Raw genomic sequence first — 12,669 nt, forward strand, 5'->3', positions numbered from 1 at the left:
CTTTGGAAGGATGTTGATTCGAGTACCGGATGTCCGCCTCAGGCGGCGATCGGCAAGCCCACGAGCTTCTCGAGCTCTTCGCGGCTCAGGCCCTCGACCAGGTCGACGAGCTTCAGGCCCTCCGACGTGCATTCGAGCGTGGCGAGGTCGGAATACACGCGCTTGACGCAGCCGATGCCGGTCAGCGGATAGGTGCATTCCTTGACCAGCTTGCTCGCGCCCTGCTTGGTCAGCAGGTCCATCATGACCCAGGTCTGCTTCGCGCCGATGGCGAGGTCCATTGCGCCGCCGACCGCGGGAATGGCGTCTTTCTCGCCGGTGTGCCAGTTGGCGAGGTCGCCGGTGGCCGACACCTGGAACGCGCCGAGCACGCAGATGTCGAGGTGGCCGCCGCGCATCATCGCGAAGCTGTCGGAGTGGTGGAAGAACGAGCCGCCCGGCAGCAGGGTGACGGGCTGCTTGCCGGCGTTGATGAGGTCGTAGTCTTCCTCGCCGGCCTCGGGCGCGGGGCCCATGCCGAGGATGCCGTTCTCGCTCTGCAGGATGACCTCGCGGCCCTCGGGCAGGTGATTGGCCACCAGCGTGGGCTGGCCGATGCCGAGGTTGACGACGGCGCCGTCGAAGATGTCTTGTGCCACTCGCGCTGCGAGCTGGTCCTTGGTGCGACGTGTGTAGCTCATGGTCATGCTGCCTTCTTGAAGCCGCCGGCCTGCGTGGCCACGCGTTCGATGCGCACCACTTGGTGCACGAAGATGCCCGGGGTCACGATGGTCTCCGGGTCGAGGGTGCCGAGTTCGGCGATGTCGTGCACAGTGGCGATGGTCTTCGTCGAGGCCATGGCCATCACCGGGCCGAAGTTGCGCGCGGCCTTGCGGTAGACCAGGTTGCCCCAGCGGTCGCCGCGCTCGGCCTTGATGAGCGCCACGTCGCCGTGGATGGGGTACTCGAGCACGTATTGCACGCCGTCGATCTCGCGGGTTTCGCGGTTGCCTGCCAGTTGCGTGCCGTAGCCGGTGGGGCAGAAGAAGGCGCCGATGCCGGCACCCGCGGCGCGGATGCGCTCGGCGAGGTTGCCCTGGGGCACGAGCTCGAGCTCGAGCTTGCCGCTGCGGTAGAGCCCGTCGAACACCTGGCTGTCGGCCTGGCGCGGGAAGCTGCAGATGATCTTGCGCACGCGCCCGGCCTTGAGCAGCGCCGCGAGGCCGGTCTCGCCGTTGCCGGCGTTGTTGTTGACGACGGTGAGGTCCTTGGCGCCCTGTTCGACGAGGCCCTCGATGAGTTCGTTGGGAATGCCGGCGGTGCCGAAACCGCCGATGAGAACCGTGGCGCCGTCTTGGATGCCTGCCAGGGCATCGGCGACCGAACGCGCGATCTTGTTGATCATGAAGCCTGTCTCCGGGAGTGAGGAAAGAAACCGAACCACCTGAACACGCCGATCGATTCTGCGAACCGCCGATTTGTTCGTCTAAAGAACATTTGTTCGTATAATGAATTCTAAAGAGGATCGACCACCATGGCAACCCACCCCGCACAAACCGATACACCCGCGCCCGGCGACAGCTACGTGCAGTCTTTTGCGCGGGGGCTGCAGGTGATCCGTTCGTTCAGCGCGAATGCGCCGCATCAGACACTCAGCGAGGTGGCGGCCGGCAGCGGTCTCACGCGCGCGGGGGCGCGGCGCATCCTGCTCACGCTGCAGACGCTGGGCTACGTGGTGACGGACGGCAAGCTCTTCACGCTCACGCCGCGCATCCTCGACCTCGGCTTCGCGTACCTGTCGTCGATGCCGATCTGGAACCGCGCCGAGCCGGTGATGGAAGCGCTGGTTCAGCAGGTGCAGGAGTCATGCTCGGCCGCCGTGCTCGATGCGACCGACATCGTCTACGTGATGCGCGTGCCCACGCAGAAGATCATGCGCATCAGCCTGGGCGTGGGCTCGCGCCTGCCGGCCTACTGCACGTCGCTGGGCCGGCTGCTGCTGGCCGACCTGGAAGACGACGAGGTGCGCGCACGGCTCGAAGCCTCCGACATCCAGGCGCTGACCAAGCACACCGTGACCGACATCGACGTGCTCATGGCCAAGGTGGCGCAGGCGCGCAAGCAGCAGTGGTGCCTGGTGAACCAGGAACTGGAAGAAGGCCTGATCTCGGTGGCCGCCCCCATCGTCGACCGGCACGGCCGCATGGTGGCCGCGCTGAACATCAGCGGGCAGGCGAACCGCACCAGCGCGAAGGTGATGCAGGAGACGATGCTGCCGGCCCTGGTCGATGCCGCGAAGAAAGTCTCGCAGCTTCTTTAGGCAACCGCACGCAGCCGTTGGCCCTTTGCAGGAACACCGCGGAACCGGCTTCGCCGGGCCGCTGGTGTTGCCCCGGTAGGGGGTAGGAGAAGCGACACGAAGTGCGCGAAGCCTGGGGGCGAACTCAGCCCTCCGAGTGAATGCCCTTCATGATGATCACGCCGCCCAGGCGCGTGGTGTCGGCGCGCATGCGCTTGGCCAGCGTGTCGGGCGAACCGGGCTGCGCCTGCCAGCCGGTCTTGAGCAGGGCCTGGCTCACATCGGGCGAGCTGATCACCTCGACCAGCGCCGCGTTGAGCTTGGCGACGGCCGCGGGCTTCATGCCGGCGGGCGCGGCCAGCGCGGTCCAGATCTCGAGGTCGGCGCCGCGCACGTCGGCGTCGCGGATGCTGGGCAGTTCGCCGGCCAGCGGACTGCGCTCGGGCGAGGTCACGCCGATGGCCTTCACCTTGCCCGACTTGATGTGCGGCAAGGCCAGGCCCGGCGGCAGCAGCGCCAGCTGGATCTCGTTGGCCAGCAGGCCCGCAATCACCTGCGGGTTGCCGGTGTAGGGCTTGTGCTGCGCCGTGATGGCGGCGCGGCTCTTCAGCAGCTCCATGCCCAGGTGGCCCACCGTGCCCACGCCCGGTGTGCCGTACCTGGCGCCACTGCCGAGGTTGCGCACCCACAGCAGTTGCTCGGCCGCGGTCTTGCCCGGGGCGCTGCCCGACACCACGAGCACCAGCGGCGCGGTGCCGATGAGGCCGATCGGCGCAAAGTCTTTCTCGGGGTCGAAAGGCAGCGACGGATTGAGCAGCTTCGCGATGGTGAGGTTGCCGTTGATCAGCGCGCCGACGGTGTGGTCGTCGGTGGCCTTGGCCACCAGGTCGGCCACGGTGTTGCCGCTGGCGCCGGGCTTGTTCTCGACCACCACCGGCTGGCGCAGGATCTTCGACAAGGGTTCGGCGATGGCGCGGGCCGCGAGGTCGGGCGACGCGCCGGCGGGAAAGCCCACGAGGATGTGCACGGGCTTGGTCGGCCAGGCGGCTTCGCCGGCGGGAGCGGTGCGTTGGGCCCACGAAGCTTTCGCGAAGAGCGAGGCGGCAACGGCTGCCGCGCCGCCTTCGAGCAAGCGGCGTTTTGTGATTGTCAAGGTGACTCCAGGGAGAGTGAAAAACCAGGAAATGCGGAACGCTGGCTGAACGCCAACTGACCATCGCACTTACAACACGTTACAGGACGGAGCTGTGTTGCGCAAGTCCGAACGGACATGACACTGGGGTTTTCACATCAGATGGCGTCTATCGATCGGGCTTGGCAGGCGCGTGCAGCAGCTTGCGCTGCGTGGGAAACAGCGACCAGCCCCAGCGCTGCTGCGCGTAGCCCCAGAGCCCCTGCTTGAAGAACAGGGTCACGAGAATGGCCATCAGGCCGAGTCCGAGCAGATACCAGGTGCCGTAGTCGCTCAGGAACTTGTTGAGCGCCCAGAAGATGAGCGCTCCCACCAGCGGCCCTTCGATGCGGCCGATGCCGCCGATGACCACCATGAAGATGGCGAAGGCCGTCCAGTTGACGCTGAAGGCTGCGTCGGGGCTGATGCGCAGGTTGCCCACGAAGTACAGCGCCCCCGCGAGCCCCGCGCCGAAGGCCGCGACCACGTACACCGCGAGCTTCATGCGCGCGACCGGAATGCCCTGCGACTCGGCCGCCACTTCGTTGTCTCTTATCGCCAGCAACGCCAGGCCGCGCTTGCTGCGCAGGAACAGATACACCAGCGCGACCGCCGCGACCACGCAGGCCAGCGCCATCCAGTAGGTGGTGCTTTCGCGTGTCGCCTTGTCGATGCCGCGCAGCGCGGTGAGCGTGGTGCCCGAGCCGCCGCCCACCGCCGACACGTTGGCGAAGCTCAACCGGAACACTTCCGCGATGACCCAGGTGCCGATGGCGAAGTAGCCGCCCGAAAGCCGGAAGGCGACGAAGGACACCGGCATCGCCACAAGCCCCGCCGCCAGCGCCCCCAGCGGTATCGCCACGAAGGGATTGACGTCCGCGAAGTTGCCGAGCATCAGCATCACGTAGCCGCCGAAGCCGAAGAAGGCCTGCTGCCCGATGCTCACCATGCCGCCGTAGCCCGCGAGCAGGTTCCACATCATCGCGAAGATGAAGTAGCAGGCGATCTCGACGAACTCGCGCATCCAGCTCGACTCGCCCCACCACGGCAGGCTGGCGGCGACGAGCACGAGGGCGATGCCGGCGAAGAGTGCGGCGCGGCTCGCAGCGGTGGCGCGCTCGACGGCAATGAGGGGTGGGGGCATGTTTGTCATCCGCTTCATCCACGTGTCTTGGGGAAAAGGCCTTGCGGCCGCAGCACCAGCACGATCAGGAACACGATGTGCCCGAACCAGATGCCCCAGCCCGGATCGAGCCGGAAGCCGATCTGCTGCGTGACGCCGAGGATCATCGCGCCCGCCAGCGTGCCCCAGAAGGAGCCCATGCCGCCGATGATCACGGCCTCGAAGGCGAAGAGCAGCAGCAGCGGGCCATCGGAAGGAGAGACGGTGGTGCGCATGCCCTGCAGCGCACCTGCGACGGCGATGAGCACGAAGGCAATCGCCGTTGCCAGCGCATAGACCTTCTTCGCGTTGAGCCCCATGAGCTCCGCGATCTCGCGGTCGTCGGACACGGCGCGGAACGAACGCCCCAGCGCCGTGCACGCGAACAGCCACTGCAGCGCCCCCGTTGCACCAACCGCGATGGCCAGCACGATCAGCGGCAGCACGCCCAGCGACATTGCATCGCCCAGCGCAATGCCCTGCGTATTGAGCCCACCGGTTTCGATGGCGCGCGGATCGGCCGAGAACAGTTCGAGCAGCAGGTTCTGGATGACGATCGACAAACCGAAGGTGACGACCAGCGAAGGCAGCGGGTCTTTGCCGAGTGTGCCGTTGAGCACGTAGCGCTGCAGCGCGTAGCCGAAGCCGAAGGCCACCGGCAGCACCGCGAGCGCAACCAGCCACGGCGCTGCATCCCCCGTCAACGACACGCCCGCGATGACCGCGAACGCACCGAGGATGATGAAGTCGCCCTGCGCCGTGTTGGTGAGCCGCATCACGCCGAACATCAGCGACTGGCCCAGCGCGAACAGCGTGTAGAGGCCGCCGAGCAGCACGCCCTGAACGAGGGTCTCAAGCATGGGCAGCCTCCATGCCGAAGTAAGCCTGCGAGATCTGCTCGCGCGTGAGGTCGCAGGAATTGCCTTCGAGCGACACGCGGCCTTCCTGGAAGCAGTAGATGCGCCGCGAGACCTGGCGCGCCATGGTCACGTCCTGCTCGACGATGACGACGGTCATGCCTTCGCCTGTGATGGCGGGCATGGCGGCGTAGATCTCGCGGATGACGATGGGCGCGAGGCCGAGTGACAGCTCGTCGCACAGCAGCACCTCGGGGTTGCTCATGAGCGCGCGGCCGAGCGCGACCATCTGCTGCTGGCCACCCGACAGCGAGGTGCCCGGCTGGTGGCGCTTCTCGGCGAGGATGGGGAACAGGGCGTACAGGCGCTGCAGGTTCCACGGGCCCGTGCGCGCGGCGGTAGCGCCCATGAGCAGGTTCTCCTCGACGCTGAGACTGGGAAACAAGCGGCGGCCTTCGGGGACCATGGCAAGGCCGCGACGCACGATGTCGCCCGGAGGGAGGCCGCCGATGGGCTCGCCCTTGAAGCGGATCGCTTCGCGGGGGGCGCGCACGAGGCCCGTCAGGCTCTTGAGGAAGGTCGACTTGCCGGCGCCGTTGGCGCCGATGATGGCGACGAGCTCGCCCTGGGTCAGCGAGAAGTCAATGCCGAACAGGGCCTGGGCGTCGCCGTAGAAGGCCTTGAGTGCGTGGGTGGAGAGCAGGGTGGTCATGGTCTTTGCTCCCTCGGGCGTTGCCCCCTCTCCCGCTTGCGGGAGAGGGTTGGGGTGAGGGCCGGTGGCCATGGCAAGGCACGCGGCAACTCGAACGCCGCCGCCCTCACCCTGACCCTCTCCCAGAGGGAGAGGGAACAAACCCGAAGACAGGCGAGCGTGCTCATGCTTCCATCCCCATGTACACCCGCCGCACCTCAGGATCGTTCATCACCGCGCGCGGCTCGCCTTCCGCCAGCTTCTGCCCGAAGTTGATGACGAACAACCGGTCCGCCAGTGACAGCAGTGCATGCACCACGTGCTCGATCCAGATCATCGTCACGCCCCGTGCCTTGATGCGTTTCAACTCGCCAACCAGCACCGCGGCCTCGGGCTCCGTCAGCCCACCCGCGATCTCGTCGAGCAGCAGCAACTGCGGCCGCGTCGCCAGCGCGCGCGCCAGCTCCAGCCGCTTGCGGTCGAGCAGGGTCAGTCCGCCTGCCGGCTTGTTCGCATGCGCCATCAGGCCCGTCTGCTCCAGCACCTCGTGCGCCGTGTGCCAGGCCTCGCGCTCGGTCTGCTGCCCGCCGAAGCAGGCGGCCGTGACGAGGTTCTCGAACACGCTCATGTTGCCGAAGGGCTGCGGCACCTGGTAGCTGCGTCCGATGCCTGCGTGGCAGCGCTGGTGCGGCTTCAGCCGCGTCACGTCGCGGCCCGCGTACTCCACGCGCCCGGCGTCGACGCGCACATCGCCCGAGATCAGGTTGAACAGCGTGGTCTTGCCCGCGCCATTCGGCCCGAGGATGCCCAGCGTCTCGCCCTCGGTCACCGACAGCGTGATGTCGTCGGTGACCTTGAGCGCGCCGTAGGACTTGCTCACGGCATGCAGTGCCAGCAGCGTCATTGCGTTCGTTCTTCAGAGCAGCCGCAGCTTGCCACCGGTGGGAATGTTCGTCGCCGCCTCGTTGTTCACGATGGTCAGCTCCACCTTGTACTTGCTGCCCTTGCCCCACTGGCCGAGCACCAGCGGCGTCTTGCTGACGTTCTTGAACGGGCCTTGCCCGCCCCACTTCACCGGGCCGACCACCGAGTTGATCGAGGTCGATGCCACGGCGTCGCGCACATCCGATGCCTTCAGCGACTTCGCCCGCCCGAGCGCATTCGCCGCCACCTCGAACAGCGCGTGCGCGAAGCCGATGGGCTGTGTCCATTGCTTCTTCGCACCGGCCTCGTAGGCATCGGCCAGCGCCTTCGCGCTCTGCTGCGTAAGGCTCGACGTGAACGGATGCGAGGGGCTCCACCACACCTCGGTCGAGAGGCCGTCGCCCAGGTCGCCCAACGCCTCGATCGCGCCCGGGAACAGCAGCGCCTTGCCCAGCGTGATGACCTTCGGCTTGAAGCCCTGTTGCCGCGCCTGCGTGAGGAAGGTCTTGGCGTCGGGTGGAATCACCACGCCGGTGACGATCTCGACACCCTCCTTCTTGAAGGCCGCGATCTGCGCGCTGAAGTCCTGCGTGCCGTTCTGGAAGCGGCCCGGGTCGGTGAGCGTGAAGCCCATCTGCGCGAGCGGCTTGGGAAACCCGAGCTCCTTGTCGCCCCAGGCGTTGCCGTCGCCGTCGTTCGGGAACAGGCCGCCGACCTTCTTGTTGGTGGCGAGCGTCTTCCAGCCGTTGGTGAAGTTGGCGATGACGTCCTCCAGCCCCCAGAACATGTGGTACGTCCAGTTGAAGCCCTTGGCCGGATCGCCCTTGCGGCCGAAGAACCACGGCTGCCACGGCACCACGCTGGAAATGCAGGGCACCTCGTTGAGTTCGCAGGCATCGCTCACCGGGTTGGCGGTTTCGGGCGTGCCTGCCGTGAGCACCAGCGCCACCTTGTCCTTCAGGATCAGGTCGTTGGCCACCTCGCCCGCGCGGTTGGGGTTCGATTGGCTGTCCTTCAGCACGATCTGCACGGCGTACTTCTTTCCGCCAACGCTGATGCCGTCCTTGAACGCGCTCTTCATCTGCTCGATCACCCATTTGTCGGCCTCGCCGAAAGGCGCGAGCGGGCCGGTCTGCGGCGAGACGTAGCCGATCTTGAGCGTGTCGGCCGCGAACACCAGCGGGCTTGCGCCCGAGGCGACCAGCGCGGCCGTGGCCTGCGTGAACTGTCTGCGATTGAATGTCATGCTTGTCTCCTGCTCTTGTGTTGGTCTGCCTGCCTGTCTGTCTGCGAATTCGGGGTCAGCGCGCGAAGTGCGGCGGTATCTGCGCGTCGACGTTCACCCACACGCTCTTGACCTGCGTGTACTCGCGCATCGCGTCGAACCCCATCTCGCGGCCGTAGCCGCTCTGGCCAACGCCGCCGAAGGGCGAGCCGGGGTTCACGCGCTTGTAGCTGTTGATCCACACCATGCCGGCGTGCAGGTCGCGCGCCACCTTGTGGGCGCGCTGCAGGTTGTTGGTCCACAGGCCGCTGCCCAGGCCGTAGTCGGTGCCGTTGGCGATCTGCATCGCTTCTTCGTCGCTCTTGAAGGTGAGCACGGTGACGAAGGGGCCGAAGACTTCTTCCTGCGCGACGCGGTCCTTATACGACTTCGCACGCATCACGGTCGGCTCGACGTAGCAGCCCTTCGCGAGATCGCCGCCGGGCGATTTGCCGCCAGCCAGCAGCTCGCCGCCCTCGCCTTGCGCCACATCGACGTAGCTCAGCACGCGCTCGCGATGCTGTGCGCTGGTGAGCGGGCCCATCTCCGTCGCGTCGTCGAGCGGGTTGCCGAGGCGGATGGACTTGGCGAGCGGAATGAACTGCTCGAGGAAGGCATCGGCGATCTTCTCGTGCAGCATCAGCCGCGAGCCCGCGATGCAGGCCTGCCCCTGGTTGTGGAAGATGGCCCATGCGCTGCCATTGACGGCGGCCTGCAGGTTCGCATCCTCGAACACGATGTTGGGCCCCTTGCCGCCGAGTTCGAGCTGCACCTTCTTCAGGTTTCCCGCGCTGGCCTGCACGATGCGCCGGCCCGTGGCGGTGCTGCCGGTGAAAGCGATCTTCGCGATCTCCGGGTGCTCGGCGATGTACTGGCCCGCCACGCTGCCCAGGCCCGGCAGCATGTTGACGACACCGGGCGGCAGGCCCGCCTCGGCCATCAGCTCGGCGATGCGCAGCGAACTCAGCGGCGTGATCTCCGCCGGCTTCATCACGATGCAGTTGCCGGCCGCGAGCGCGGGCGCCATCTTCCAGCTCGTGAACATCAGCGGGAAGTTCCACGGCACCACCTGGCCGACGATGCCGACCGGCTCGCGCAGCGTGTAGTTGAGGAAGCCTTCTTCGACCGGAATGGTTTCGCCCTGGAACTTGTCGGCCATGCCGCCGAAGTAGCGAAAGCACGCGGCCGTGCGCGGCACGTCGAGCCGGCGCGAATCGCGGATCGGGTGGCCGGTGTCGAGCGACTCGAGGCGCGCGAGTTCTTCGCCGTTGGCCTCGATGAGGTCGGCGAGTTTCAGCAGGATGCGGCCGCGGTCTGCGGCGGCCATGCGGCTCCATTTGGGGAAGGCGCGCTTCGCGGCGGCAACCGCTTTGTCGACGTCGGCCTTGCCGGCGAGCGCGACGTTGGCGATGGGCGTGTTGTCGTGCGGGTTGAGCGTGGCGAGGGTCTCGCCCGATTCGGCGTCGACGAAGCGGCCGTCGATGAAGAGCTGGTGGCGGATGGGCGTGCGCAAACCTGCCGCGGCGGCGATGTCATTGGGCTTCATGTCTTTTGCGTTCCTCCCTCTCCCCTTGGGGAGAGGGCTGGGGTGAGGGGGCATTCAGGGCGCAGCGGCGACCCTCACCCCAGCCCTCTCCCGCACGCGGGAGAGGGGGCAATTCAGAACTGCACCGGAATCTCGGGCGACTCGCCCTTCTGGATCTCGAACACCAGGCTCGGCGACCCGTTCTCCCACACCAGCAGCATCGAGCGCTTCGGGCTGAACCCCTGGTGGCGGCAGTACGCAGGCATGGCCGCCATGTCGCCGGCCTTCATGATCACGCGGGCCATCGGCCGGCCGGTGTTCTTGTCGCCGCAGTCCCAGTGGATCTCGTCGGTCATCTGGAAGAACCACTCGACACGGTCGTTGCCGTGGATGATCGGCAGGATGTGCTCCTCGGTCGTCGGGCACATGTAGCTGTGCTTCACCACCGAAGTGAAGCTCGGGTTCCACGTGACCTGCGACCGGCTCAGGAAGCCGAAGAGATTGAAGGCGTGCACCTCGTTCTCGAAACCGGGCTCCGGGTGCAGCTCGGGCTCGCCCTGCGGCACATCGGCGAAGGCGCGGTTGATGGGCGCGCCGCGTTCGTCGCTGCGCAGGTCGAGGTCGCCCTTCAGGCCCACGCAGCGCTTGGCCAGTTCGCGCGCCCTCGTGATCCTGGCGGTGTTGTTGCCCTTCTTGCGGCCGTAGGGCGAGCCGGTTTCCTGCGGCGCGGCGAAGGGGTCGAAGCTCTCGTTGGTCCAGTCGTCGAGCATGGCCTCGAAGGTGGCGCGGATCTGCGCCGTGGGGAAGTTCTCGAGCATGTCGATGCCCGCGTCCTTCATGGTGCCGTTGAAGCTGCCGGCGTACAGGTCGACCGACTCGTAGTGGTTGACGGTGCCGAACACGTCGTCGAAGTTGACCCAACCGTAGAAGAAGCCCCAAGCCACGTCGCGCATCAGCGCGCGCAGGTAGCTGCCGGCGTCCATGGTGTGGCTCATCGGGCGGCCGTCGCGGGTCTTCCAGCCGATGTGCACGAAGTATTCATCACGGCGAAAGCTGAAGCTGCCGAGCGAAAAGTCCTTGTAGCCGAGCGTGGAGTCGGGTTGCGACGCGATCACGTTGGCGAGTTCTGCGGGTGCGTTCATGGTGTGGCTCCTTGGGTTCGGTGCGTTCAGTGGGACTGGCAGATGTCGGCCCACTTCTCGACCGAGAGGTCGCCCTTGCAGCTCTGCAGCACGATCACGCCCGGCTCGCCGGCGCTGCGGAACTGGTAGGCGGTGTTCTTGGGCAGCAGGCCCTGATGGCCGCGCGAGAGCTTCATCCAGCCCATCTTCTTGCCCTGCGGTTCGCCCTTCACGAGCACGGCGCCGTTCTTGTCCTTGTCGGCCACCGTCTGCGCGGCATCGAGCTGCACAAGATGCACCTCGACGTTGCCGTCCATCACGAGCGCGAACTCGTCGTGCGCGCAGGTGTACCAGGGCGAGGTGCCCTCGGCGCGCAGCGTTTCCAGCACGTAGATCTGGTTCTGGCCGAACACGACCTTCTCGTAGGGCTGGCTGATGCTCGCGATCTCGAAGCAGTTGGAAAACGCGTAGTGGCGCACGTCGTCGGCTATCGGTTCGACGTGGCCCTTCTCGAAGTGCTTGAGCGACCCGAAGCGGGTCTGGTAGGCGGTTGCGGTCATGGCGGGGTGTCTCCTGTGATGAGCGAACTCTAGGAGTCAACCGGTGCCGCCGGTAGGGATCAGTTTGGAAGAGGATTATTCGGCGCTTCCGAATAATCGCTGGGGTTTACCCCCGTTCGGGCGCCAGCAAGTCCTAACCGCTGGTCCGGCTGAACTCAATGAGTTCCGCCGGGATGAGCCCGCGCTCGATCAGCGCCGCGTCCCATGGCGGCACGCGCGTGAAGCGGGTGGCGATGTGCTCGATGAACAGGCGCAGTTTCAGCGCATTGCGCGAGGTGCCCGCATACACCGCGCTGAGCGAGAACGACGACAGCTGGTGCTCGGCCAGCACCACGCACAACTCGCCGCGCGCAATGGCATCGGCCGCCACCAGCGTCGGCAGGCAGACGATGCCCGCGTGCTCCAGTGCGTATTCGCGCAGCAGATGCACGCTGTTGGTCAGCAGCGCGGCGGCGAGGTAGATGGTGGTCTGCTCGCCCTGGTGGTGAAACGTCCAGCGGTCGCGCGTGGGGTAGCCCGAATACAGGCCCAGCTTGTGGCGATGCAGCTCACGCGGCGTGGCGGGCATGCCGTGCGCCTCGAGGTACGCCGGCGTGGCGCAAAGCACCCGCCGCACCGGAAACAGCGGCCGCGACACCAGCTCCTGCGAGGCCGCGGGAAAAATCTGCAGCGCGCAGTCGACGCCGGCTTTTACCGGGTCGGCCACCGCATCGCTCACGATCAGTTCGAGGTGGATGTCGGGGTAGGTCGTCTGGAACTCGCGCAGCAGCGAGGCGAAACGGCCCAGCACCATGCCCGTCAGCGCATGCACACGCAGCGTGCCCGAGGGCGTGCCGCGCGCTTCGCGCATCTGGTCGACGATGTTGTCGGCACGCACGACCAGCTCCGTGCAGTCGCGCAGAAAAGCCTGGCCCATGTCGCTGAGCCGCACCACGCGCGTGCTGCGGTGGAACAGCGGCGCACCCAGGAACTCTTCCAGCTGCTTGACCCGCGTGGTGACGACCGAGTTGGCCACGCGCAGTTGCCGAGCGGCTTCCGCAAAGCTCTGGGTCTGCGCGACGCGAACGAAGGTTTCAATACTTTGGAGACGGTCCACGGCCGCACTGTACTGCGCGA

Annotated in this window: 13 protein-coding genes; 1 reads left to right on the forward strand and 12 read right to left on the reverse strand. The window is 66.8% G+C overall.

Going from position 1 to position 12,669, the window contains the following annotated elements:
- Window positions 1-38: 38 nt before the first annotated feature.
- Together ASC92_RS22345 and ASC92_RS22350 are read right to left on the reverse strand one after the other, a co-directional pair.
- Complete coding sequence (locus ASC92_RS22345; RefSeq protein ID WP_056520165.1) at window positions 39-686, reverse strand: 3-oxoacid CoA-transferase subunit B; 648 nt, start codon at window positions 684-686, stop codon at window positions 39-41.
- Window positions 683-1,384: a 3-oxoacid CoA-transferase subunit A gene (locus ASC92_RS22350; RefSeq protein WP_056520167.1), complete on the reverse strand. Its 702-nt coding sequence runs from the start codon at window positions 1,382-1,384 to the stop codon at window positions 683-685. The genes ASC92_RS22345 and ASC92_RS22350 overlap by 4 nt, the downstream gene beginning before the upstream one ends.
- Before the next feature lie 129 nt (window positions 1,385-1,513).
- Here ASC92_RS22350 and ASC92_RS22355 point away from each other — a divergent pair, with 129 nt between their 5' ends.
- Window positions 1,514-2,299, forward strand: coding sequence for an IclR family transcriptional regulator domain-containing protein (locus ASC92_RS22355; protein WP_056520169.1), 786 nt, complete (start codon window positions 1,514-1,516; stop codon window positions 2,297-2,299).
- A gap of 124 nt (window positions 2,300-2,423) precedes the next feature.
- Here the strand turns inward: ASC92_RS22355 and ASC92_RS22360 are convergent, their stop codons facing one another.
- The 10 genes from ASC92_RS22360 to ASC92_RS22405 form a co-directional block, all read right to left on the reverse strand.
- Window positions 2,424-3,431 carry a Bug family tripartite tricarboxylate transporter substrate binding protein gene (locus tag ASC92_RS22360; RefSeq protein WP_056520173.1) on the reverse strand — a complete coding sequence of 336 codons (1,008 nt, stop codon included), beginning with the start codon at window positions 3,429-3,431 and terminating at the stop codon, window positions 2,424-2,426.
- A gap of 148 nt (window positions 3,432-3,579) precedes the next feature.
- On the reverse strand, window positions 3,580-4,593 hold the full coding sequence (locus tag ASC92_RS22365) for a branched-chain amino acid ABC transporter permease (protein WP_235505949.1): 1,014 nt from the start codon (window positions 4,591-4,593) through the stop codon (window positions 3,580-3,582).
- A 14-nt stretch (window positions 4,594-4,607) separates the two neighbouring features.
- Window positions 4,608-5,471, reverse strand: a complete 864-nt coding sequence (locus tag ASC92_RS22370; RefSeq protein ID WP_056520175.1) for a branched-chain amino acid ABC transporter permease — start codon at window positions 5,469-5,471, stop codon at window positions 4,608-4,610.
- A complete protein-coding gene (locus ASC92_RS22375) occupies window positions 5,464-6,180 on the reverse strand; it encodes an ABC transporter ATP-binding protein (protein ID WP_056520177.1) in 717 nt (238 codons plus the stop codon). The genes ASC92_RS22370 and ASC92_RS22375 overlap by 8 nt, the downstream gene beginning before the upstream one ends.
- 163 nt (window positions 6,181-6,343) lie before the next feature.
- Complete coding sequence (locus tag ASC92_RS22380; RefSeq protein ID WP_056520180.1) at window positions 6,344-7,063, reverse strand: ABC transporter ATP-binding protein; 720 nt, start codon at window positions 7,061-7,063, stop codon at window positions 6,344-6,346.
- Between the two features lie 12 nt (window positions 7,064-7,075).
- Window positions 7,076-8,329, reverse strand: a complete 1,254-nt coding sequence (locus tag ASC92_RS22385; protein WP_056520181.1) for an ABC transporter substrate-binding protein — start codon at window positions 8,327-8,329, stop codon at window positions 7,076-7,078.
- A 55-nt stretch (window positions 8,330-8,384) separates the two neighbouring features.
- Entirely contained in the window at window positions 8,385-9,848 is a 1,464-nt protein-coding gene (locus tag ASC92_RS22390) for an aldehyde dehydrogenase family protein (RefSeq protein WP_056520374.1), read from the reverse strand.
- Window positions 9,849-10,006: 158 nt separating this feature from the next.
- Window positions 10,007-11,014: a hypothetical protein gene (locus tag ASC92_RS22395; protein ID WP_056520183.1), complete on the reverse strand. Its 1,008-nt coding sequence runs from the start codon at window positions 11,012-11,014 to the stop codon at window positions 10,007-10,009.
- Window positions 11,015-11,040: 26 nt separating this feature from the next.
- Entirely contained in the window at window positions 11,041-11,553 is a 513-nt protein-coding gene (locus ASC92_RS22400) for a hypothetical protein (protein ID WP_056520185.1), read from the reverse strand.
- 133 nt (window positions 11,554-11,686) lie between these two features.
- Entirely contained in the window at window positions 11,687-12,649 is a 963-nt protein-coding gene (locus ASC92_RS22405; protein ID WP_056520375.1) for a LysR family transcriptional regulator, read from the reverse strand.
- Window positions 12,650-12,669 lie beyond the last annotated feature (20 nt).

This window comes from Variovorax sp. Root411 (assembly GCF_001425205.1).
Taxonomy (GTDB): domain Bacteria; phylum Pseudomonadota; class Gammaproteobacteria; order Burkholderiales; family Burkholderiaceae_C; genus Variovorax.